We start from the raw sequence: 24,999 nt of genomic DNA, 5'->3' as shown, positions 1-24,999 counted from the left end.
GGAGTAGGAAAGAAGCCTGATCTGAGTGTACTGATTTTTTTCCCAAATCAAATATGAGTCCTATATATGGATTTTCTACTGCAACAATAGGAAACGCAAAGTGTTTGAAACTCGCTCACGAGTGTTTGATACTCATCCACGAGTGTTTAATACTCACGCGAGAGTATTTGAGACTCATCCACGAGTGTTTGGGACTGGCGCGAGAGTTTTTGAGACTCGCTCACGAGTGTTTGAGACTGGCGCGAGAGTATTTGATACTCGTCCACGAGTGTTTGGGACTGGTGTGAGAGTATTTGATACTCGTCCACGAGTGTTTGAGACTGGCGCGAGAGTATTTGATACTCGTCCATGAGTGTTTGAGACTGACGCGAGAGTATTTGATACTCATTCACGAGTGTTTGAGACTGGCACGAGAGTGTTTGATACTCGTCCACGAGTATTTGGGACTGGCACGAGAGTGTTTGATACTCGTCCACGAGTATTTGGGACTGACGCGAGAGTATTTGATACTCGTCCACGAGTGTTTGAGACTGGCGCGAGAGTATTTGAGACTCGCTCACGAGTGTTTGAGACTGACGCGAGAGTATTTGATACTCATTCACGAGTGTTTGAGACTGGCACGAGAGTGTTTGATACTCGTCCACGAGTATTTGGGACTGACGCGAGAGTATTTGATACTCGTCCACGAGTGTTTGAGACTGGCGTGAGAGTGTTTGATACTCGCCTATGAAATAGAAAAATAAATGTAGGTTAAGTGGAGCCATAGCGAAACCCAACAATATCGAGTTCTTGAAATGTTGGGTTCCATTTCATTCCACCCAACCTACACCTTTTGTAATTGCGAATTGCGAATTTCAAATTGCAAATTGATTCTCAACTCAACCCCAACTGTTGCTTTAAGGCTTCTGGTACATTCCTTGCTGTATCCAACCCTTGCACATTCTTCCAGTTTGTATTTTTATCCCACCTTATATCCCCAAAAATCTTATCGCTGAGGTTTGCGTCACTGGGGTATGCGCCTCTGAGGTCTGCGCCTCTGAGGTTTGCGCCTCTGAGGTCTGAACCTCTGAGGTCTGCATGACTGAGGTCTGCGCTGATGAGGTTTACGCCACTGAGGTCTGCGCCTCTGAGGTCTGCATGACTGAGGTCTGCGCGACTGAGGTATGCGCCTCTGAGGTCTGAACCTCTGAGGTCTGCGCGACTGAGGTCTGCACCACTGAGGTCTGCATAACTGAGGTCTGCGCCTCTGAGGTCTGCGCGACTGAGGTCTGCATGACTGAAGTCTGCGCCTCTGAGGTCTGAACCTCTGAGGTCTGCACTTCTGAGGTCTGTATGACTGAAGTCTGCGCCTCTGAGGTCTGCGCCTCTGAGGTCTGCTCCTCTGAGGTCTGAACCTCTGAGGTCTGAACCTCTGAGAAATTGTCCTACTAGATTCGTAAAATTGCCAAGCTGAATAGCTTCACTGTAGTTGATAATGCGAAGTAACTGGGTTGTCCTAGTATCTTCTTGTGGTTCACCAGATGGATAGAAAATGATTTGTTGCTTCAACTCATCCCGCCCTTGAGCATAGCGGTGTAACTCCAAGAGCAAAATCATCACATTCAACCCAGCATAAATATCTACCTGACGCTGACCTTGCTTAATTCCTTGCTCTTGTAGTAACCGCATCTTTTTCTGGGGGAAGTTTTCTGGTGGTGCGTCAATAAACTCCCCTCCAAACCAACGCACATAAAAATTTTCCAACCGCTTAAACAACTCCACTGGGCGAAATTCATCACTGGGAATTAACAAACCCATGAGATATTCGACAATTTCTCGTGTGAGTCCGCCATAACCGAGTAAATCATAAATTTCCCAGTCCATTGTCTGCTCATCAACATTAAAAGTTCTGCCGCGTCTACCGGGTTCTGTCCATTCTTCCAAACTTTGTTTGATACGTTCCGCACAAAGAAATTCTCGAATACTTTTATGAAAAAACTCCACACCACCATGATCATTAGATTTGAGATAAAAAGCACCCAACGCAGTTTTTAATGCTTCTTCTCCTAGTTCTTTCTCGGCTTTAGCAATGAGTTCTTTAGCTTCATCATCTTGCTGCAAACGTACTTTTACCATCTGCATCGAAGCACTTTCTCCCCCGGACTGCACCACACACACTGCGGCTTCGGCTAAAATTCGGCGTAATGCGTCTTTGTTTTGTCCAGTCAGGACATCATTTAAATTACCGTGACGATTATCAGTACGTTGTTTAGTTAGTACCCAATTTAAGGCTTGTTCGTAAACTAATATTTTTGCTTCTGTCTCTGTGGCTTGCTCAAATTTATTAATATCTAAGGTGTTATCTCGGTGCATTGCTGTCAGCATATACAGCAACAGTGGCTCTTTGGCTAACTCCTTAATTTGCTGGGGACAGGATTTTTTATTTTGTGAAACCTGCTGAGACGCTGTTGTTTTATCTAACGGAATTTGCAGGAAATCCATAAAGTTTAGCGTTTCATTAGTAGGAAATATCCTGTACCATTTCTCAAACCATTGTTGTTGTAATTCCACCTCCATTTCGGCAATTTCCACCCGTTCCAAGTTCGGCGGTAGGCGGTCAATGCCATGCAAAGCCATCTGTCTACCTGTAATGATGACTCGATGACCTGCTTTATTATCTTGATAGTCATTTTGAAATGTACCGACTTGCCGCAGAAATCTTTCTACACTTTGGTTATTGCCGCGCTCAATTCGCAATTCATCAAAGCCATCTAAAATAAACAAAAATCTAGTGTTTCTATCTGTTAGCCAACCATCCTCACCTTGCGCGAAATCTGCTTTAATTCGGGAGCGCAAAGTTTCTTCTAAACTTGGTTGAAATTCATCAATATCACGCAGCCGAATTAAAATTGGTGTCCATAGAGGGTGTAAATTCTGCCGCACCCAATCAGCAAACATCCGACAAAAAACACTTTTACCTCTCCCCGGCCCGCCTTGAATAAACATCACTTGGCGTTGTGTATTCGGGCTGGTAGCAAGGATAAGAGTTTTAGCCCAGGTTTCTAAATCAAAAGGTTCTGTTTTAGTATCTAATTTGCCATTTTTATCTACATTTCTGGCTTTTAATGGTACATAAATATCTTTAAAAGAAAAGTCTTCGTTAAAAACCTTTTCTTCTGGTTTAGTGGCAATCTGACTCTTTAAATATTCATCAATACTTTGAAATTTCTGCTGTGTTTTTTGCCATTCACCAAAAGAAACTTCAATCACATTTTTGGTAACATCACCTGATTCTATCCAAGCTTTGACTAAATATCGCTGGGTATTCCAAACGACTCGTTCTGTCAAATTTTCAGCCTCAGATATATTTGCAGATGCTAACCTTGCCAATAATACTTGATTAAAAGCTTGGGCTAACTGTGATTGATGAAAACAGTTGATTGTTTTAGTGGCAGCTTCATAATCTAATTCAATATCGTTGAGTTTTTGTAGTTGTTGGCGGACTGCTGCATCACTCTGAAAATGAGCATCCCAATTTACATTGATATCGGAAGATAAAATTTCTTTAACGCTTTCTAAATAAGCAATTTGACTAACTATAAATACACAATCTTCTAGCGTTGGTTGTTCCTGGCTATTTTGGCGATACAATTTCAGCAAAGCAATGCCCATCGGTACAAACGGTAAACCCGCCCCTATCACCTGCGCCAACGGTGAACACAACACATCTAATAAAGAAGATGAATGTTGCAGTAGAGGTTTTAAAACTTCTAAACTTGCACCATTTTCTTGAAGAGTTTTTGCCGCATCTAAAAATGTTTTGCTAGTGTCAATTGTGGTATTAAGACTTTCCTCAACAGAGAAAGATTGCCGCAACCGTTCCCAGATTTGTGACCAGCGCCTTGTCATTGGCAGAGACCCGCAAAATTACCGATATTTTAGAGGGTAGCTTAGAGGAAGTGTGAGAAACATGAAATATTTGTTTTAATCTCCTTGAGCCTCACTTTAAAAAGCTACAGTGTACACACAAGTCTTATACCATTTTGGATTTTAGATTTTAGATTTTGGATTGGATAAGGGTTGATCGGTAAGCTTTTGAGCCATCAATCTGTCGCAATCATTTTTTAATTTGGTCTTACTCAAGTTGCCTAGTAGCATTTCGATCCCCCCTAATACCATTTCACTTTAAAAATGATACGGATATGCAAGTAGCGCCTCGACTTCGCTCGGCGACCAGAAGCAGAGTTGCAGAGGAAGCGATTTCTATCAGTAATTTCGTGAAATGGTATAACCCCCCTTAAAAAGGGGGGAATTTTCCTCAAGTCCCCCTTTTTAAGGGGGATTTAGGGGGATCTAAAAGTCTTCAATAAACACGAAAAATCTTTTAGAAATCCTTGGCAAATTACTACTCATAGAACTCTGTGTCTCTTGGTGTTGAAGAACTTCAGAATTTCAAATTCCAAGCAGCAATAGCCAAAGCACACCAACCAGCGATAAAGGCGACACCGCCCAATGGTGTGATTGCGCCTAAATATTTCACACCAGTTACGCTCAAAGCGTATAAACTGCCAGAGAAAATCGCAATACCGATAATAAATAGCCATCCACTAGCAACTAAAGTAGTTGGAGGTGATTCGAGGCGACTAATGAGGAGAGCAACTACTAAAAGTGCTAGGGCATGGTACATTTGGTAGCGAGCGCCAGTTTCAAAAATAGACAGCGATCGCTCACTAATATGATCTCGTAAAGCATGGGAAGCAAAAGCCCCAGCCGCAACGGCTAACCCAGCTAAAACGGCAGCTATACTCAAAAAAATCTGCGTCATCAGAATTACTTGGCAACAGATTTAAACATCAAAATGATATGATACAGAACCTTCTTCGTTGACTTTAAAATTCGCATTGAATTCTTTAGCTTTTCCGTCTAAAAATTCCCGCGCCACAGATGCAGGTAACTGTGACTGCATTGCAAAACCCAAAACAGTAACTCTGCCATGATTTTGCTGTAACATTTGATAGAAAATTGATTGTAGGCGATCGCTTGCTTGTTGTTGAAGTGCTTTTTGTTCAGTCTTACTCCGGCGGTATAAAGATAAACTCAACCAACCACCCAACACCATTGTTGGCACACCAAATATAAAACCTTGTCTTGCTGTCGTATCCAGCATAAAAAGAGCTTCTTTATTCACAAAATCATGTCCTGAATCTGCATCATTCCCTGACGGCAAAGGTCTTAGCATCGTATTTTTTTCCATTACCGCAGAGACTGAAAGTGTCAAAAACATGAATCCGAGTGTCAGTAACCAACCCGCCGCCAATTTTTCAGCAGTTTTCATAACTCGATTTTAAATTTAGGCTTTGCTTGTGATTTTAACTTCACTTTCATCAACGTTCCAGTCTATAAGTCAATACAGTTCAGTTAAAGGGAAAAAATAGAAAAAAAGTCGGTGTAGGAAAGAAATCGAACATCCGCGCATACTTTGTTGGGTTTCGCTATCGCTCCACCCAACCTACTTTTCTCCTCAGCACTCAGCACTCAGCACTTACTTGCGTGTAGCTTCCAGTAAGCGAGAGAAATAGAAGCGAGTTTTAGTCATTTCTTGACGCTGGACTGTAAAGCCATTTTTCTCGATAATCTTGACTACATCAGCTTCGCGGTGCAGATAAGCGCGAGTTGTTTTACTTGCACCGGGGAAGAAACTACCAATTTTCTTGAGTAAACTGAGGGCGCAAGTTTTGGGGGCAAAACTGATGATTATCCGTGATTCTGCCAAAGAACAAAGGTGAGAAATCATTTCATCGGCTTTGTCTTGGGGGTAGTGGATAAGCACATCCAAGCAAATTACGGTGTGGTAATTGCCTGTCAAAGATTCTAAATCTTGGACAGCAAAAGTGGGATTGGAGGCGTTTCCTAAAGCTTGTATGGCTCTTTGCTTGCCTTCTTCCACCATTTTTTCAGAAATATCGCTGGCAAAAACCTTAGCCCCTTCCGTTGCCAAGGGAATGCTCAGACTACCTACACCGCAGCCAGCATCACAGATTGATAGCTCAGATAAATTGCCATCATTTTTCAGCCAGCCGATAACTTTATCCACGGTTTGTTGATGACCGTAGCGGATGTCTAGCTGGACTTTATTGACTTCGCCATCACCATAAATCCGCTTCCATCGGTCAAACCCTGTGGAATTGAAATACTCACGAACAATCGTTTTATCGTCGGCTGCGTTCATAAACTTCGATTTTTAAGGGTTCCCAATCCTTAAAATTATCATTGTTGGCAGCAAGAGCGATCGCTTTCATCGAAAAACTTCCGGCGGAATAGGTGACAGGGGTGAAGGGTGCAGGGGAAGAATGTTTACTCAGCACTTTCAACTCAGCATTCTACATGGCTTACTGTTGACTTTTGACTCAGAAATAATCCAAAATCCAAAGTTCGCATATCCTAAAGGGATTTACAAAATATAGCCGTGGTTACATAAGTAGGACATTTTGAAAGCTGGAATGGCAGCAATAGTAAGATTTTTACCTCCTGCCTGGTTGGTGAATCTCGACACTTCTCCTACCGGAGACGCTACGCGAACGACAAGCTCAGTGCATCGCTTCGCTCGATTACCGCGAAGTCGAACCACTGCCTTCTGCCTCCGGTTGGTGAATCTCGACTTCGCTCGATTACCGCGTAGCCGAACCACTGCCTTCTGCTATATCTGGAAATCTTCTTTAATCTCAGCCCATCAGGTCGCTGAACAGCCTATGCTAACGGTTAGGTTAATCCACTGGACTTAAGGCGCTCAACTCTAAGAACGCACTCGAATAAAGGACAAAGCACAGATGAGTAACATTGTAGATACAGCCATTGAGGCAATTGTCGCACGGGAAATTCTCGATTCACGGGGTAGACCAACTGTTGAAGCCGAGGTGCATTTGCTAAATGGTGCTGTGGGACTAGCACAGGTTCCCAGTGGAGCCTCTACAGGAACTTTTGAAGCTCACGAACTGCGGGACAATGATAAAAGCCGCTACGGTGGTAAAGGTGTTCTCAAGGCAGTACAGAACGTCAAAGAAATCTTAACTCCAAAGTTGTTAAATTTGGATGCGTTGAACCAAGAATTAATCGATCGCACAATGATTGCGGTGGATGGTTCACCAAACAAAGCTAATTTAGGCGCAAATGCGATTTTGGCTGTTTCCCTCGCAGCAGCCAAAGCCGGTGCGGAATCTTTGGGTATCCCCCTTTATCGCTATTTAGGCGGCCCTTTGGCGAATTTATTACCAGTCCCGTTGATGAATGTGATTAATGGTGGCGCACACGCAGCGAACAACGTGGATTTTCAAGAGTTTATGATTGTCCCCATTGGTGCATCTTCTTTTAAAGAAGCTTTACGTTGGGGTGCGGAAGTATTTGCCACTCTCAGCAAAGTTTTGGATGACAAAGGCTTGCTGACTGGGGTGGGTGATGAAGGCGGTTTTGCGCCTAACCTAGAGTCCAACCAAGTCGCTTTAGAATTGCTGGTGGCGGCGATTGAAAAAGCAGGTTACAAGCCAGGGGAACAAGTCGCTTTGGCGTTAGATGTGGCAGCCAGCGAATTTTACAAAGATGGTCAGTATGTTTACGATGGTAAACCCCACTCTCCCGTTGAGTTCATCAATTATTTAGGACAATTAGTTGACCAATACCCAATCGTGTCAATTGAAGATGGGTTGCACGAAGAAGACTGGTCTAACTGGCAATTGCTGACCGAGAAAATTGGCTCACGGGTACAATTGGTAGGGGATGACTTGTTTGTCACTAATGCTACCCGCTTGCGGAAAGGTATTGAAACTAAAGCTGGTAACGCCGTGTTGATTAAACTCAACCAAATTGGTTCTTTGACGGAAACCTTAGAAACAATTGACATGGCAACACGCAACGGTTTCCGCTCAGTCATCAGCCATCGTTCCGGTGAAACCGAAGACACAACAATTGCTGACCTCGCAGTAGCTACCCGCGCTGGTCAAATCAAAACAGGTTCTCTGTGCCGCAGCGAACGTGTAGCTAAGTACAACCGTTTACTGAGAATTGAAGATGAATTAGGCGATCGCGCCATTTATGCTGGTACGGTGAAATAAAGTCTGAAGTCTGAAGTCTGAAGTCTGAAATTTCCTACTTCACACTTCTGACTTCATACTTCAAGGATAAAATCCCAACTTGGGCAACCCCAAGGTTTCATCCCAACCCATCATTAAGTTCAAACACTGAATTGCTTGACCCGCTTGGCCTTTAATTAGGTTGTCAATTGCTGACATCACAATTACCCGACCTGTACGCGGGTCAGCTTCTACACCGATGTAACAAAGATTGCTACCACAAGCCCACTTGGTTTGGGGATAAACACCACTGGCACAGATTTTTACCCAAGGGGAATTACGGTAAAAAGCATTGTAAATTGTAATTAAATCATCTCTCGCCAAGCCGGGGTCGCGCAGTGTAGCGTAGACAGTCGCCAAAATGCCGCGCACCATTGGGATGAGGTGGGGTGTAAATTGTACAGTCACTTCATGACCAGCTAATTCGCTACAAATCTGCTCAATTTCCGGGGTGTGACGGTGACGCACAACACCATAAGCAGCTAGGGAATTATCGGCTTCTGCCAGTAATAAATTGACTTTGGCTTGCCGTCCACCGCCGGATGTGCCAGACTTGGCATCGATAATGGCGGTTTCTGGCACAATCAAGCCTTGTTTTAACAGTGGTGACAATGCTAACAAGCTGGCGGTGGGATAACAGCCAGGACAACCAATTAATTGGGCTTCGGCAATGCGATCGCGGTACAGTTCCGGTAAACCATAAACAGCCGTCGCCGCCGCAGTGCGATCGCTTCTTTCTTGTCCATACCAACTGGTGTAAGTTGCCAAATCACTAAACCGATAATCCGCACTCAGATCCAGTACCTTACAGCCTTTTTCTAATAATTGCGGTGTAATTTGGCAAGCCAGACCATTTGGCAGAGACAAAAATACAACCTCACAGCGATGAGCAATTACCTCTGGCTCTACCGCCTCAATTGGCAAATTCACTAGATGAGCCAAATGTGGGTACAAATCCCCAAAAGATTTGCCCGCACTGCTTTCACCGCCTAAATAAACTAGTTCCACCTCTGGATGTTCCATCAGTAATCGAACTAGCTGTACTCCACCGTAGCCTGACGCGCCAACAATCCCAACGGGTACGCGCCTAAAATTGCCCATGATTTTGAAATCCTTATCCGCTTTTGATTAATTTATCAGTCAATGGTCAAAGGTCAAGGGTCATTTGTCATTTTTCCTTTGTTACCTCAGCAGTCTGAATTTATTCTTTGTGAATCTTCCTGTCCCCTTGACTACGACTTTTTAACTATGATTGCACTTTTGTGCTGAACCCTAATTTTAACGGTAGAAGCTAGGCTATGTTATCGAAAGATTGCTAGTACAACGCGGCATAAATTTGGTTAAAAGCTTGTGATATGAGATTTTTGACTTTTTTACCTTGAGCGCAGCCGAAAGGTGAATTTTGACTTCCGCGTAGCGGTACTAGTGTATTCTCCACCGTATAAAGGAGTTACAATCACAATATAGGAATTGTTAAAAAAAATTTACTATCACTAACTGGAAGTTTTTTGTGTCCATGCCTCAACCTACATGGCAGTCTGATAACACTCCCTCTGAAGGCGAAAACTCGCAAATGAGTGTAGCGCCGCAAGTTGGAGAAACCACTGATCATAGTGCTGCATCTCAACCAACTTTTAAATTTGATTCCATCGATGCTGCTTTGGCGGATCTCAAAGCTGGTCGTGTCATTGTGGTGGTAGATGACGAAAATCGGGAAAATGAAGGTGATTTGATTTGTGCGGCTCAATTTGCCACACCTGACATGATTAATTTCATGGCGGTGCAAGCTAGAGGGCTGATTTGTTTGGCGATGACAGGCGATCGCTTAGACGAGCTAGATTTACCGTTAATGGTCACTAACATTACGGACACTAACCAAACGGCCTTCACTGTTAGTATTGATGCTGGCCCCCATTTAGGCGTTAGCACCGGGATTTCTGCCGAAGACCGCGCCAAGACAATTCAAGTCGCCCTCAACCCCGCCACCACACCTTTAGATTTACGTCGTCCTGGGCATATTTTCCCGATTCGTGCCAAAGCTGGCGGTGTTCTCAAACGCGCTGGACATACAGAAGCGGCTGTAGATTTGTCTCGCTTGGCTGGACTTTACCCGGCTGGGGTAATTTGCGAAATTCAAAACCCCGATGGTTCAATGGCGCGGCTACCCCAGTTGATTGAGTACGCCAGAAACCACAATTTAAAAATTATCAGTATTGCCGACTTAATTAGTTATCGCCTGCAACATGACCGCCTTGTCATCAGGGAAAGTATTGCTGAGTTACCCACTCAGTTTGGTCATTTCAAAATTTATGCTTACCGCCATACCCTCGATAATTGCGAACACGTTGCCATTGTCAAAGGCGACCCCGCAAATTTCAAAGATGAACCAGTCATGGTGCGGATGCACTCAGAATGTCTAACTGGCGATGCTTTGGGGTCTTTGCGCTGCGATTGTCGGATGCAGTTGCAAGCCGCTTTGAAAATGATTGAAACTGCTAATCAAGGTGTCGTTGTTTACCTGCGCCAAGAAGGTCGGGGGATTGGCTTAATTAATAAACTCAAAGCCTATTCCTTGCAGGATATGGGACTAGATACCGTAGAAGCTAACGAGCGTTTAGGATTTCCGGCTGACCTGCGTGACTACGGTATGGGAGCGCAAATGCTGATGGATTTAGGTGTACAAAAAATTCGCCTAATTACAAATAATCCCCGTAAAATTGCGGGGGTTAAAGGCTATGGCTTGGAAGTTGTAGACCGCGTACCGTTATTAATTGAGTCCAACGACTACAATTCCTATTACCTCGCAACCAAGGCGAAAAAACTAGGTCACATGCTGTTGCAGACCTACCTAGTCACAATTGCAATTCATTGGCAAGATGACCCCCAATCAGTAACGAAACGTTATGAAAGATTGGAAAAAATACGCCATTTAGCCAAAACCCACGATTTATTATTGCAAGAAGAAGCTCGTCCTTTAGCGATCGCATTATTCGATGAACCATCTTTAACAGTACACTTAGGCTTTGACCAACCAAAAGTTGCAAGTTGTGATTGGTATAAGCAAAACGGTCATCCTTATGTGCAAGCTGTCTGCCAAATTTTGGATCATCTCACCACCTTACCTTACATTCAGAAACTAGAATTTCTGATTTCCTCTGGTTGTGATCCTCTGAGCAATTTGCAAATTCAACTTGATCGGCAAATTTTATCTTCAGATACTTTACCTTCTGCAATTAGCGATCGCTTGGAAAAACAGAAGATTTATAGCTTTACCAAGTAAAGGACAAGGAGGACAAGGGAGACAAGGGAGAATATTTCTTTTCTACCTTGTCTACCCCCTCTACCTTGTCTCCTTTCACTCCCTACTCCCTTAAATTGGCTATTACTAAACTTAATTTGCTGAATTTAATCTTAATATTTATTTGAAATATAAAATAATCACCCTAATTTTTATTACATATAAATTGTATTTTGTAAGTAAATCATCAAAAACATTGACAGGAAATTTACCTATTAAATAAAATACTGGCAGAGGTAGATTATATCTAATAGCAAAAGTTACGAAAATTATTTGCTGAAATAATAACAGCAAGCACAACAAAAGAATTGGGATAAAACTTATGAAAGCTCAAATTATTGCTGCTTTATCAGTTGTTGCAGCCATTGTCAGCTTAGAAAGCCCGGTTCGCGCTCAGTCGTTAGCGGCTCCCGATGTCAGCCAAGAAAACTATAAAGTAACTAGTGATTCTCTAGAAGGAATTGGGATCAGAACAGCCGAAGATGACTTTATGAAATTCTTTGAAGGAGGAGAAATAAACCGCACTTCCAACAATACTCAAACAAAAAAATCACCGGCGGATGGACTGCGTTTCAATCGAGCGATCGCACTTCCTGATAACTCTATTTTTTTACTACCTGCGGCTCAGTCTACAGATGGTAATAATGGGTTAGAACTACAGGTAGATTTAGGTAGTTAAAGAAAGAAATAGACAGTGCTTGTATAGGAAATCACAATTGTGATTTCCTATACAAATCACATTGACAGGTGACAGAGTGAAAAGTTATTCTCTGATGTCCTCAGCACCTTGGCTACTGCAATCAAAGACATCTTGATAGTAGAGATATAGCAATGCTACGTCATGCGATGTGCGCCTTCTTCTTGAAACCCCTCTCCAAACCTCTCCCCGAAGCGGAGAGAGGCTTTAAATCTTACTCCCCTTCCCTCGTAGGGAAAGGGTTGGGGGTTAGGTTTGATATAAAGTTGCACACGGCGTTACGTCTCTACTATTAAATTTTTTGTGGTAACTTCAAAAATAGTGTTCAAAATCCCTACACCCATTCTTCACAGACAATTTTGATGCGTAAGTCTTGTTAAAGCTTTATCCTCACAAAATCCTCAAATTATCCTCCTATAAGTATGCGTATGAAGCTGAATGAGGAGTAAATTTATTTACCATGTTTTAGCTGACACAACTGGTAGTATTTTGACAATTACTCCTCGTTTTTCCTATCAGCACCCTACACAATACATACAGGAAAAAGAAACTTTATGTTATTGACTGAATTCCCAACAGAAGATTCAGCATTAGAGTTATCAAATCCGCAAATATTATTGGCTACGTTGCGAGAATTACGGCAATCAGTGTATGAAGAAGGACAAGAAATTTTTAGTCAATGGCGATCGCGCATTCAAAGACCAGCTTTTATTGATAGTAGTTTAAACTTGGCTTATTATCTAGCACTCAGACGACACGACTTGCGTCCCTTACAAGCCGCTTTAATGCCTTGGGGTTTGTCGTCGTTGGGACGAATCGAGGCGAGAGTTTTAGCTAATTTAGATGCTGTGATTGCAACTTTAGCAGCAGTTTGTCACGAAACCTTGAATGCTCAAATTAGCCAGCCACCACTAGAAGCATTTTTTGAAGGCGATCGCTTATTAAAAATACACACTCAAGAGCTATTCGGCAATACTTCACAGCAACGCCGAGTCAAGATTATGGTGACATTACCAACAGAAGCAGCGACTAATTATGAGTTAGTGAAAAATCTGCTGCAAGAAGGTACAGACTGCGTAAGAATTAACTGCGCTCATGATACCCCAACGGAATGGTCAGCCATGATTACTCATGTGCGTTTAGCAGAAGCCGAAATGAAACGCACTTGTCAAGTCTTCATGGATTTGAGTGGCCCAAAAATCCGCATTCAATATGCTATTGCGCCCCAAGCAAAACAACGAATTTATCCTGGTGAATGCTTGTGGCTCAAGCGAGATTTACCAACAATTACTGATTCTCACTGTTTCCAAATTAACTGCACCTTACCCCAAGTAGTAGACAGATTAGAAGTTGGCGCACCTGTATGGATTGATGATGGTCATATTGGCGCTATTGTCGAAGCTATTACACCAGAAGGCGCATTATTGCGAATTACTCACGCCCGCCCCAAAGGTGAAAAATTGCGTCCCGATAAAGGCATTAATTTTCCCAATACTGACTTAAATCTCATTCCCCTCACCGAGAAAGATAAACAAGATTTAGATTTTATCGCTGCTAACGCCAATGATGTTGATATTATTGGCTATTCTTTTGTGCAGAAACCAGAAGATATTGCGATTTTGCAGCAAGAATTAGCAATGAGATTACCAAATTCTACGCGCATACCTGCGATCGTTGCCAAGATAGAAACACCCACAGCTGTCATCAACCTTCCCGAATTAATTGTTCAAGCCGCAGGTAAACAAGCATTTGGAATTATGATTGCCAGAGGCGATTTAGCTGTGGAAATTGGTTATCAACGTCTAGCAGAAATTCAAGAAGAAATTCTGTGGCTATGCGAAGCGGCTCATGTACCAGTAATTTGGGCGACTCAAGTCTTAGAAAACCTAGTAAAAAATGGTCTACCATCACGCGCAGAAATGACCGATGCAGCCATGTCCGAACGGGCAGAATGTGTCATGTTAAATAAAGGCCCTTATATTGTCGAAGCAGTGGCAATTTTAGACGATGTGCTAACCAGGATGGAAGCTCATCAAACGAAGAAAACACCACAGTTGCGTGCTTTACATTCTTGGTAATTCACACCAATTCAGGTAATGCACTTGGCTACATTACGTAAAATCACGGAAGGGTGTTTACCAAAGTATTGCTGAAAATATTTAGCAAAACGACCAGTGTTAGAAAAGCCATATTCTAGCGCCACAGACGTGATTGTTTTTTCTCCCGTGAGTAATTCGACATGAGCAGCTTCCAGCCTGCAATTACGTAAGTATTCATTGGGGGAAAAACCGTAATGACGAGCAAAGGCTGTTTGTAAAGAACGACTACTGCATTGTATTGCGGCTGCAATTTCACCGATAGTCAGATTTTTTTTCAGATTTGCTCGGATGTAGTCTGCGGCTTCTCGTACACGAGCAATGGAAATTTCAGATACTTTGGCGGTTTTTTCGGGAACAAGTATGCGATCGCTCTCACGCTCCGAACCCTTGTAAAATGGCCCTTGCACTAAACTAGAAAAAATCGCCAATTCCAAATTTTTGATAGCAATGGGATGTCCGTTTGTCTCAATTAAATTCCAGAGAGTCAACACCATTTGGTACAAAGAACGACCATAATCACTTGTGCGGTCAAAAACTTGCACCAATTTAGGATTATCAATTTGTCTATCCAGATATTTACTGAGTTCACTGAAATAGCGAAATTCATCTACATAAATTGATAAAGCACTGTAAGAAGATACATGCTTGAGGCGTATATGTTCTAAACCTTGCTGTGCAATACACAAATGTTGATTATTAATCAGTAATTCTTCTGAGCCTACTTTAAAGAGATGCTCACCTTCAAAAAAAGTAAAAACAATTTTACCAGGGAGATTATATCCCTGTGTATAACTACTCCCGGCTTGCCAAACAACATTGAGCAGGTCAAAGTTTTCTAACTGAGCCAGCCGCCACAAAATCTTATAATCTTTGGCATTGGGTATGTGCTTACTGATAGTTGGGAGCAACTTAATATATTGCTCAGGATCGTTGACCTCCAGATTCATATCCCAGACCATAAAAACCTCCCAAAACTCCGCAAGACTTTTGTAGCCTAGATTTCACCTCCTACGCATCGTGAAAATTAGGGAGACTAGACATTTTACGCAACAAATCATTCGCAAATCGGATAGCACAACCCTGAAGATGTAATTTATCTTGAATGAGTAAATAAACACATTCACTCACTTACCCAGATTTCTATAGTTGCGTTCCAGGCGATCGCAATCATACTTCCTTGTGCAGACATTAATTGATACTTAATAGCTGAAATCAAACAACTAAATCTTGTCAAAACAATGGTTTTAATATCAGAATCACCAACAATAAATAGCAGCTTTCCAGAAAGCATCCAAGAAGATAAAGTAAGCACCCCATTTTCTCATCAGCAACCTTTAAAACTTATTGGTTCAATTACACACTTAATGCTTTCATCGCCACTGCATCGCAAATATAAAATTGCCCACATTGCCGAGCGATTTGTCCCCAGCTTAATTCACAATCAATTTCGCTACTACGAAATTGACGGAAATCCCATCGGCTTTGTTAATTGGGCATGGCTAACTGATGAAGTCGAGCAAAAATTTCTCACAGAAAAATATGTTTTGCAACTTGATGAATGGCAGGGAGGAAATAACTTGTGTTTTCCTGAATTTATTGCTCCCTTCGGTCATGCTCGTTTAATTATCACAGATTTACGCACCAATATTTTTCCTAAAGGAACACCAGCCAAGTCTCTCAAAATCAATCCTGATGGGACTCTAAAATCCATTTACAGATGGACGGCATAATTCATTTCAAATCAACCGTTTAGCTGAACTTCACTCGTAAATAATAGTAATTTTTTTGGAGGTTTACTGTGGGACAAGTTGTAAATGACGTTGTAGATGCCGGAAAAGACTTATATGACGATGCTGTAGATGCTGGAGAAGATTTATATAACGTTGCTGTAGATGGCGCAGAATACATTGCAGATACCTCAGAAGACTTGTATAACGCTGGTGTTAAAGCTGCAAAAAATTTGGTTCGTCAAGAAGGTGGTAGTGGTAACGATCATATTGAAATCTATGCTGTCGGTGAAGGTTACGGTAATGGAGGAAATGACACCCTCGAAGCCTATGCACTTTACGTCAAACTAGACGGTGGTTCAGGTAATGACACTATCAAATCTAATTCTGGCGTAAGTAAGCTTTACGGAGGTTCAGGTAATGACTCTATAGAAGCTTGGGGAGCTTATAACTATATTGATGGTGGTTCGGGTAATGACACCATTAAGACTTACGCTGCTTTAAACAAAATCATAGCTGGTTCTGGTGATGACTATGTAGAAGCCTTGGGTGGTAAAAACGTAGCCTATGGTGACGATGGCGACGATACAATTAAACTATACGGAGGCAAAAACGAAGCTTACGGTGGGACTGGTGATAACCGTATTTATGTCTATGGTGGCTATAACAAGGTTGTAGCAGAACAAGATAATGACTATGTACAAGCTTGGGGGGGATATAACGATGTAGACCTTGGAAGCGGTAATAATACGGTTGATGCCTACGGTGGTAAGAACAAAATCAGATCTGGCTCTGGTCATGACAACGTAGAAGCTTTGGGAGGTGAGAACGATATAAATGCTGGAGACGGTGATAATACCGTTGATGCCTACGGTGGTAAGAACAAAATCATAGTTGGCTCTGGCGATGACAATGTAGAAGCTTGGGGAGGATACAACAATATAGATGCTGGAGACGGTGATAGTACTGTTAAAGCCTATGGTGGTTATAACAACATTAAAACAGGTGATAAGAGTAACTATAATTACATTGAAGCAGATGGCGGCGGTAACAATATTACAGGTTCTAACTCTGAGGGGACTTATTGGGAAGAGGATGTGGTGGGATGGAAAGATGTATCTATCTCCACTCCATTGGGAACTATCACACAAAAAGTTGCTGTATTTGGATTAGTACAAAAGCACCTATATGCGGGAAATGATAAAATCATAGCCTACGGTGCAGAAAATATCATCAATGCCGGTTCTGGAAATAATAAAGTCATTGCTGGTGGTTTAGCTAACGTAATTCAAACGGGTTCGGGTAACGACTTTATTGAAGCTGTTGGTGGAGCTAATGTTATCACCTCCGGTTCTGGCGATGATAAGGTCATTACTGGCGGTTTAGCTAACGCCGTCTACGACTCTGGTGGTAACAACGAAATCTACGGTCTTGGTGGTGCTAACGTATTTGTCAAAACTGGTGACGGTAGTGACATAATGGCTGCTGTCGGTGGATTGAACGTTCTCACCAAAGTTGGTAACGGAAACACCACAATGGTCGCTGCTGGAGCTTACAACGCTCTTACCAAAGTGGGGAACGGTAACGATACAATGGTTTCCCTTGGTATCGGTAGTCTCCTCACCAAAGTTGGCGATGGTAGTTCCACGATGGTTAGTGGCGCTTTATACAACATCTTAACTTCCTGGGGTGACAGTAAAGACGTGATGGTGGCTGTCGGTAAAGTCAATGCCATGATTGGTGGTGGCAACAACGATGTCATGATTGCTGCGGGATTGGGTAATATTGCCTTTGGAGACTCGTTGGGAATAGGGTTAAATGGCTTTGGTTCCAGTGAAGTGAGCAATGCTGGCAAAGATGCCAAAACAGATCAACTTAATTCTGGAGTAGATACAAAAAATGTAGGTAATGTCGATACTACTCAACAGGTTACAGGAAATGATGTCATGGTCGCCCTTGGGAAGTACAATGCCGTTGTTGGTGGCAAAGGTCAAGATGTTGTCATTACTGGAGGATTATATAACTTTACTTTTGGTGATGACCTGTTTGATCTGAGTTTGTCCGACTTTAGTGGAATCAGTTTACCCGACATAAAGGCAATAATTCCCGATCTCAACTTTGATGCTATTTGGAATTTCGATGTATCAGCCATCAAGCCACCTGATATTGATGTAGCTATCCCTGATTTAACCTTTGATGTCGATTTTGACCTATTTAATGTTGATTTTTCGATACCCGACCTTTCCCTTCCTACTTTTTCTTTACCGGATTTAGAATTACCCAATTATTCTTTACCCGATGTTTCTTTACCGAATATTTCTCTACCGAATCTATCCTTACCGAATATTTCTTTACCGAATATTTCTCTACCTGATTTATCCTTCCCGACAATTTCTGTACCTGATTTACCAGGGATTGAGCTTCCCAATGTCAGTCTGCCCACACTTTCGTTGCCTAATTTACCTAAGTTAGCCTTACCGACTTTTTCCCTGCCAAACTTATCTTTACCGTCTTTACCAAATATCGATTTACCTGACTTTTCTTTACCTACTTTACCTACATTCTATCTTCCTAGTTTTACTCTACCGACTATACCCAGTTTTTCGCTTCCGACTGCATCTGTTCCCAATTTTAATGGATTTGCACTCAACGCATCTCGATATAATTTTGACTTTTTCAAAAACAATGGAGATATTCTCTTTACTGGTGGAAAGTTAAACCTAGCTAATGCAGGTTTAGGTGATGACATCTTGGTCAGTGCAGGAGAAAATAATGGTCTGTTGGCTGGAAGTGGCAATGATTTGGTCTTAGGAGCAGGTAAAAAGAATTTTATCCTGGCTGGGGATGGTAACGACCTTGTTTTTGCTGCGGGTAAAACGAATCGTGTTTATGGGGGTATGGGATTAGACACTATAGTTACCGCAGGAGAAGAAAATAAAGTTGAGGGAGGAGATGATAGTGATATTCTTGTGGGTTTAGGTAAAAAGAACTCACTTAAAGGTGATGCGGGTCAAGATATTCTTTTCGCAGGGGGTGAATCGAATTCCTTTGATGGTGGTGAAGGAGATGATATTATTATTGGTTTTGGTAAGAACAATAAAAAAGTTGAGGGAGGTGCTGGAAATGACTGGATTGTAGCAGGTGGTGAAATTAATGGCATCTATGGTGGAACGGGGGATGATACTATCGTCAGTATCGGCAAAGCTAACGTTATTTGGGCTGCTGAAGGCAATGATACTGTCTTCGCTGGTGGTTACAGCAATGTCATCTATGCAGATGGTGGTAATGATTTTGTCTTGAGTGTCGGTGCGAGTAATGTCATTGAAGCTGGATCGGGCAATGATACGATATTGACTGGTGGTTACAGTAATATCATTCGCGGTGGAGAAGGTAATGATGTCGTCTTAGCTGGTGGTTACAGTAATATCATCTATGGCGGTAGCGGCAATGATACTATCTTGGCTGGTGGTGAAAGTAATATCATCAATGCCGGCGACGACAATGATATCATCTTAGCTGGTGGTATCACTAACATCATCAATGCTGGATTAGGGAATGACGTTATTTTCAGTGTCGGTCTGAGCGTTAGCGTTAATGGCAGCGATGGTAATGACTTTATCATTGGCGGGGGAATTAATAATATTTTTGAAGGTGGAAATGGTAGCGATCGCTTGATTCTCCTAGGTAGTCAGAACACTTTCAAAGGTTCTCAAGGCAATGACACCTATGTTGTTGGCGGCGATGACATCCTTAATTCTGTAGGGGCTGTCAACAAACTGGGAACTGCTTTTATTAATAACCAGGGTGATGACACTTCTAAAGATGTCTTACTCTTTGGTAGTCAAACTAAGAAAGAAAAAATTCGCTTTCAGCAATCAGGTACATCCGATTTGGAAGTCAGTTTTGTTAATCAATCTGCCAATATTATTCTCAAAGATTGGTTTACTGCTGGAGTTAGCCAACGAATTGATACTTTCCAAATTGGTAATAGTGGAGCCAGTTTACAGCAATCTCAAGTCCAGGGATTGGTTAATGCTTGGAGTCAGTTTGATGCAGGAACATTAACTGCGGTTGGTCTGAATAATACCATTCAATCAACTTGGGCTTAATTAAAGTTTATATAAAACGATACCTACACTGACCTTGCTGTCAAGTGTAGGCTTTCTGCTGAAAAGATAACTTTTATACCTAAGTCCTAATGTAGCAGTCGAAGCATTTGTTAGGTCTAAGTAAGTCGGTGGGAAAAAACAAACTATGTTAAGAAAGGTTAATTAAGCTAAGACCCTCTTTACTCCTGCCTCCTACCTTTCCTCACTAAAATTATTTACACCATTCTACTTATTATATATAGGACTCATATTTGATTTGGGAAAAAAATCAGTACACTCAGATCAGGCTTCTTTCCTACTCCCGACTCCCCATTCCCTATTCCCTACCTACACAAATAAATTCAGAAATCAAACCGGATTCCTATATGATTCATATTTGATTTGGGAAAAAATCAGTACACCGAGAGCAGACTTCTTTCCTACTCCCGACTCCCCATTCCCTACTCCCTGCCTACACAAATAAATTCAGAAATCAAACCGGATTCCTTTTATGGTTGAAACACCTGAGAATACTAGGTTTCTATTCAGCACTTTGCTATAGTATTTTTTCTGGCTTAATGGTACAATTATACTACTCATGCAGGAATCAATGCTCGTTTTAGTCAGGCGAAGGTAGCCAGTAGTTTTATGACTAGTGTGCAATGCCATCGCTTGGCTTTTATGCTAGAAATAACGCACAATAGGAAGTTTATAAGTTAATTCATAATTACGAATTAAAGATTAGGAGTTATTGAGATTAGGAGGATTCAATGAACAGTTGCGTTTTAATGGCAGATATTATTCAAGAGCCGCAATTACGCTACACGGCAGATAATTTGGCAGTTACAGAAATGCTAGTACAGTTTTCTAACTCCCAGCGCCCGGAAGATCCGCCAGCAACTTTGAAAGTGGTGAGTTGGGGAAATTTAGCTACCGAGGTGCAGCAAAATTATCATCAAGGCGATCGCGTTATTATAGAAGGCCGTTTAGGGATGATCACATTTGAGCGCCGTCCCGAAGGTTTTAAAGAAAAACGTGCTGAACTGACAGTACAACGCATTCATCCTGTAGGCAAAGGTCTTTACACTTCATCAGTCCCAGAAACCTATTCACAACCAGCAACTTCAGCTGCAACATATACTCAAGCTGAGGTTCCCAGTTATGATTCACCCCGCCCAACAGCCGCACCTGCTACGAGCAATGTTAGTGTTGCGCCGCCAGTCAAAAACCCTGAACCAGTATATCAACCCAGCAATTTTGAGCGCAGCTATACACCGCCCGCAGAAGAACCAGATCCAGATGATATTCCGTTTTAAACAGGAGTTATCATTCAGGCTACAAGGGGGCAGAGGAGCAGAGGAAAGGGTTAAGAGCATATAAATTAGGACATTTTAAAAGCGTGAATGTTAGCAACATTAATGGGCGTTGCATAATTGCGGGATGATTTATCTCACGCAGAGGCGCAGAGAGAATAAGGAGTTAAAAATTTCCAATACATCAAAATTCTTCCCCTGATTCAGCAATGCCCAGTAATGTTTTTAACTTCTGCCTCCTATTAATACTCATCCACAAACTGAGGATGAACCCAGAGAAATTCGCGGCGTTTGTTCTGCACCTTTTCCAAACCGCCGAAACTAGGGTCTTTTCCTTTCAAAAGGGCGTGTAATTCTCGTAAAATAGAGCCTTGGGCGCGGATGGCATCGCCTTCTAAGAAAGAAGATTCGCTCTTAGATTGTCCAGTAAAAATTGGGTCACTTCCTTTCAAGAAAGACTCGGTAGTTTTTTGTCCTAAATCGAGTTGTTCTTCAATGCCTTTGTATGCGGTTTCATCAAGCATCAACTTAGTTGCAGAAGCGGCGACAGGTAAGACTAAGCCGAGAGTTGTCGTCAACAGTTTAAGAAAGGGGGCTGCTTTAGTGAACCACTCACGGGGTAACTCTAATTCATAAACGCCTTTGGTTGGGTTGTCGGGATTTAAGGTGGGGAGTGGTAAACGGGCGTGTTCGCACCAGAGGGTGATTTCAAACTTAGTACTAATCCATTTTGGGCGATCGAAAAATTTCGGATCTACGGGCTTAAAGCTGAACAAGCGCGGGCCGTCTTTTGCTTCATCGGTGAGCATCTGCATGAATGTGGCAAACTGCTGATCGATTTGGCTTAAAATAATGCGCTGCTCTTGAGATAATTTCTGAAAGCGTTCTTCATCTCGACGATCTAAGATAACTAAATCTCTGCGGATGACTTTTAGTTCTTCTTGCACAATACCTCGAAACTGATCAATGCCAATGTTTTGAGATGGCGCTGGAGTAGTCGGTGCGTTATTCAGCAGTTGATCGATGTTTTGCCATTCACCGCAGCCTGAAACGGGACATGGGAACTCATGGCGATTTTTCTTTTTGCTTTCAATGAGTTTTTGTACCTCATATAGTCCGTGTCCAGGTGCATTCATGCTGCAAGGTGCAATGCACGGAACCATAACATTACATCGCAAACCTTCCCAGAAGTTTTCCACTAGCCATTTAATCTCTTCTGTAAGATAAGACAGGAAGCGTTCGGGATAAGCCGCCCGGACTGTAATTTTGACATCACTGCCAACATACTCCAGCAAAGCCCGACCATTATAGTCATTATCTAGCATTAAACCTCGTTGCCAGTGGATGCTGTTTTCGTAATTCGTCCGCCCCAGAGAGTATTTGTGCAAGCGGACAATTAACTTATAAAACAAACCTTCTGCCACTTCAAACTGTCCACGACTGTCCACTATGCGGCAGATTTGCACCTGTTGTCTGTCTCCGGATTCTGGTTGCGCTCCCCAATTGGGTAAACTGTTTGGGGGTGTATCAGGAACGAGTTGAGCAATCAGGCTGGTATTGCTGGGTTCTGCCGGATTGAAAACTACTTCGTAAGATAAATCAAAGCGTTCCATCAGTCGCAGAAAGATGGGGTGGAGTTCTTTCGGGTAGCCTTCCTCGCCTGCAAATGGAGGATTACTCCACAACTCGCTGAGATGGTCAAATTCTACTAAACCGTTGCGTTTGCGTGTAAGTTCATCATCCAGCACAAAGCTGATTGCTTTTGCCAGCCAGTCGGGTTTGAGGATGACAATATCCCGCAGTGTTGGGTCGTAATGGTAATGGATGAAATGCCCTAGAGTATGGGAGATGCGAAGAAACAGTTCCGCTTGTTTTTCATCAATGCCGTGTTCAGCGCAGATGGCAATCACATCATCGTAAGGCAGATAGGGTTTGTCGCTTTTCTGTAAGGCTTCTCGCGCCTGCTGCCATTTTGCGGGAACAGAACGCCCCATTTCGGGTAGAGATGCGGCGATACGCGCAATAGTATCTTTTAATTCTGCCAGTCCAGAGCAAGACTGAGTTTCATCGGTGGGTTTGCTGTCTACATGGAAGAAACCAAGCACCGTATCGCTGCCGAATTGATTTAAAATTTCTTGTCTGTCAATATCTGGTTGTCGTTGTCCGGGGCCGCCGTGAGTTGCGACAACCAACACCTTTGCATCCGGTTCTCGATTTTTGATTAGCGTAATCCATTCTTTGACAAAGCCCTGCTGGGGGCCTTCCCGTGGTTTCCACACTACCAGATACACGGCTGGCGCACTGAAAAACAACTGGTGTGTAGGACGATAAACTCTTTGACCGCCAAAATCCCAACCATTCAATGTGATTTCTGTGCGCGTGTCAGGATCGGTGACGATTACAGGCTTAATCTCAATGCCGTGAGTTGTGGGGCGACCGTCTACCCATTCATCACCTCGTAATGCACCCAAAAGACAGCTCTTGCCTACTTCACCCTCACCAATCAGGATGAGCTTGGCTTCGTTTAGAGTCACCTGCTCCTCTGCTTTTGCGCGTAGATATTGCAAGACAGCTTCAGTACCTTGTTCGTAGGCAGAGGCAAGGTCGGAGTTAAGAGGATTGCCATCGAGGTCAAGCTTCTCCAAATGCTGAAGCTGTGCCAGAGACGTTGGGATGTCAATTAAATTGTTATTTGAAAGTCCCAGAATTTTTACATTGCCCAGTGAACCAACTTCTTCAGGAATACTCGTGACTTTACTATTTGTTAGATCCAGTCTCTCCAATTTGTTTAGATTTCCAATGGCTTTAGACAAGACGGTTAGATTTTCGTAGCCACTAATGTCGAGCCACTTGAGCGATTTCAGTTGAAAAACTGTTGATGGTAGTTCGGTTATCTTGGAACTATTGAAACTAAAAGTTTCCAAGTTGAACAGTTCAGAAATTTTGGCTGGAAGGGTAGTGAGTGGATTGTTCCAAGCATGAAGTTTCTTCAAATTTGTGAGATGCCCCAGGCACTCCGGCAAGTTTGTTAGTTGGTTGCTGGAGAAGTCAAGCTGTTGCAACTGAGTCAGAGATGCGATCGCCTCTGGTAGTTCCGTGAGTTGGTTGTCAGAAAGGCCAAGCTGTTGCAACTGGGTTAGAGATGCGATCTCCTCTGGTAGTTCCGTCAGTTGGTTGTTGGAGAGGTAAAGTGTTTGTAACTGAGTAAGATTTGCGATCGCCTCTGGTAGTTCCGTCAGTTGGTTTCCAAAGAGGTAAAGTGTTTGTAACTGAGTAAGATTTGCGATCGCCTCTGGCAATTCTGTTAGTTCATTACTGGATAGGTCAAGCTGTTGCAACTGAGTTAGGGATGCGATCGCTTCTGGTACTTCAGTAAGTCCCATACTACTGAGATCGAGTTCTAATGCACCCTCTCGCCGTGCTTGTTCAATGCGCTGCGCTGCTTCCCTGTAAGCCTCATCTCTCGCCATGACCAAATCCTTTTAACTACCAAACTCGGAGTAATAGCCAGAATAATTCTCTGTAAAAGAATATACAGTTGCTTTCATCAGAAAATCTCAGCCTAACATTCCTAAAAATAGTAAACAATGCAAAGAGCGAAAAACGCTGCCAAAACCATCTCCTGAATGCGTTCCTGGCCCTGAAAAAGCATATTTATGTTAAGCCTGACGGGTT

General features: G+C 42.6%; 17 protein-coding genes. 9 read left to right on the top strand and 8 right to left on the bottom strand.

The genetic code is table 11. The annotated features are described in order from the left end of the window. Window positions 1-100: 100 nt before the first annotated feature. A complete protein-coding gene (locus H6G28_RS26680) occupies window positions 101-352 on the top strand; it encodes a hypothetical protein (protein WP_190675492.1) in 252 nt (83 codons plus the stop codon). Next, window positions 353-730 carry a hypothetical protein gene (locus tag H6G28_RS26675; protein ID WP_190675490.1) on the top strand — a complete coding sequence of 126 codons (378 nt, stop codon included), beginning with the start codon at window positions 353-355 and terminating at the stop codon, window positions 728-730. Window positions 731-873: 143 nt separating this feature from the next. Here H6G28_RS26675 and H6G28_RS26670 read toward each other — a convergent pair whose 3' ends face one another. The 5 genes from H6G28_RS26670 to H6G28_RS26650 form a co-directional block, all read right to left on the bottom strand. Continuing rightward, a complete protein-coding gene (locus tag H6G28_RS26670; RefSeq protein WP_190675488.1) occupies window positions 874-3,888 on the bottom strand; it encodes a pentapeptide repeat-containing protein in 3,015 nt (1,004 codons plus the stop codon). 535 nt (window positions 3,889-4,423) lie between these two features. Further along, on the bottom strand, window positions 4,424-4,804 hold the full coding sequence (locus H6G28_RS26665) for a DUF423 domain-containing protein (protein ID WP_190675486.1): 381 nt from the start codon (window positions 4,802-4,804) through the stop codon (window positions 4,424-4,426). Window positions 4,805-4,825: 21 nt separating this feature from the next. Beyond that, the gene (locus H6G28_RS26660; protein WP_190675484.1) at window positions 4,826-5,314 is read right to left on the bottom strand and encodes a hypothetical protein; all 489 of its coding nucleotides are present in this window, start codon (window positions 5,312-5,314) and stop codon (window positions 4,826-4,828) included. Between the two features lie 207 nt (window positions 5,315-5,521). Beyond that, complete coding sequence (bchM, locus tag H6G28_RS26655) at window positions 5,522-6,208, bottom strand: magnesium protoporphyrin IX methyltransferase (RefSeq protein WP_062290560.1); 687 nt, start codon at window positions 6,206-6,208, stop codon at window positions 5,522-5,524. Next, window positions 6,189-6,344 (bottom strand): hypothetical protein, encoded by a 156-nt coding sequence (locus H6G28_RS26650; protein WP_190593080.1) that lies wholly within the window; start codon window positions 6,342-6,344, stop codon window positions 6,189-6,191. The genes bchM and H6G28_RS26650 overlap by 20 nt, the downstream gene beginning before the upstream one ends. Before the next feature lie 462 nt (window positions 6,345-6,806). Between H6G28_RS26650 and eno the strand changes: the two genes are divergently transcribed. Continuing rightward, window positions 6,807-8,084: a phosphopyruvate hydratase gene (eno, locus tag H6G28_RS26645; protein ID WP_190593079.1), complete on the top strand. Its 1,278-nt coding sequence runs from the start codon at window positions 6,807-6,809 to the stop codon at window positions 8,082-8,084. Between the two features lie 60 nt (window positions 8,085-8,144). On the opposite strand, the gene argC is transcribed toward eno, so the two are convergent. Beyond that, window positions 8,145-9,203 carry an N-acetyl-gamma-glutamyl-phosphate reductase gene (argC, locus tag H6G28_RS26640; RefSeq protein WP_190593078.1) on the bottom strand — a complete coding sequence of 353 codons (1,059 nt, stop codon included), beginning with the start codon at window positions 9,201-9,203 and terminating at the stop codon, window positions 8,145-8,147. 409 nt (window positions 9,204-9,612) lie between these two features. Between argC and ribBA the strand changes: the two genes are divergently transcribed. From ribBA to H6G28_RS26625, 3 genes are all read left to right on the top strand, one after another. Continuing rightward, the gene (gene ribBA / locus H6G28_RS26635) at window positions 9,613-11,382 is read left to right on the top strand and encodes a bifunctional 3,4-dihydroxy-2-butanone-4-phosphate synthase/GTP cyclohydrolase II (protein ID WP_190593077.1); all 1,770 of its coding nucleotides are present in this window, start codon (window positions 9,613-9,615) and stop codon (window positions 11,380-11,382) included. A gap of 340 nt (window positions 11,383-11,722) precedes the next feature. Then, window positions 11,723-12,079, top strand: a complete 357-nt coding sequence (locus tag H6G28_RS26630) for a hypothetical protein (protein ID WP_190593076.1) — start codon at window positions 11,723-11,725, stop codon at window positions 12,077-12,079. A 572-nt stretch (window positions 12,080-12,651) separates the two neighbouring features. Next, window positions 12,652-14,175 (top strand): pyruvate kinase, encoded by a 1,524-nt coding sequence (locus H6G28_RS26625; protein ID WP_190593075.1) that lies wholly within the window; start codon window positions 12,652-12,654, stop codon window positions 14,173-14,175. 11 nt (window positions 14,176-14,186) lie between these two features. On the opposite strand, the gene H6G28_RS26620 is transcribed toward H6G28_RS26625, so the two are convergent. Next, on the bottom strand, window positions 14,187-15,155 hold the full coding sequence (locus H6G28_RS26620; RefSeq protein ID WP_190593074.1) for a helix-turn-helix transcriptional regulator: 969 nt from the start codon (window positions 15,153-15,155) through the stop codon (window positions 14,187-14,189). A 279-nt stretch (window positions 15,156-15,434) separates the two neighbouring features. Here H6G28_RS26620 and H6G28_RS26615 point away from each other — a divergent pair, with 279 nt between their 5' ends. The 3 genes from H6G28_RS26615 to H6G28_RS26605 all read left to right on the top strand — a co-directional run bounded on the left by H6G28_RS26615 (window position 15,435) and on the right by H6G28_RS26605 (window position 21,327). Continuing rightward, window positions 15,435-15,926, top strand: coding sequence for a toxin-activating lysine-acyltransferase (locus tag H6G28_RS26615; RefSeq protein ID WP_190675482.1), 492 nt, complete (start codon window positions 15,435-15,437; stop codon window positions 15,924-15,926). Window positions 15,927-15,994: 68 nt separating this feature from the next. Further along, a complete protein-coding gene (locus H6G28_RS26610) occupies window positions 15,995-20,032 on the top strand; it encodes a calcium-binding protein (protein WP_190675480.1) in 4,038 nt (1,345 codons plus the stop codon). Window positions 20,033-20,781: 749 nt separating this feature from the next. Beyond that, window positions 20,782-21,327, top strand: a complete 546-nt coding sequence (locus tag H6G28_RS26605) for a single-stranded DNA-binding protein (protein ID WP_190675478.1) — start codon at window positions 20,782-20,784, stop codon at window positions 21,325-21,327. A 239-nt stretch (window positions 21,328-21,566) separates the two neighbouring features. Here H6G28_RS26605 and H6G28_RS26600 read toward each other — a convergent pair whose 3' ends face one another. Then, a complete protein-coding gene (locus H6G28_RS26600; protein ID WP_190675476.1) occupies window positions 21,567-24,794 on the bottom strand; it encodes a leucine-rich repeat protein in 3,228 nt (1,075 codons plus the stop codon). Between the last annotated feature and the right edge of the window lie 205 nt (window positions 24,795-24,999).

Origin of the sequence: Nostoc sp. FACHB-190 (assembly GCF_014696905.1) — a bacterium.
Lineage (GTDB): Bacteria > Cyanobacteriota > Cyanobacteriia > Cyanobacteriales > Nostocaceae > Nostoc_B.
This window is presented reverse-complemented; position numbering and strand designations above follow the sequence as displayed.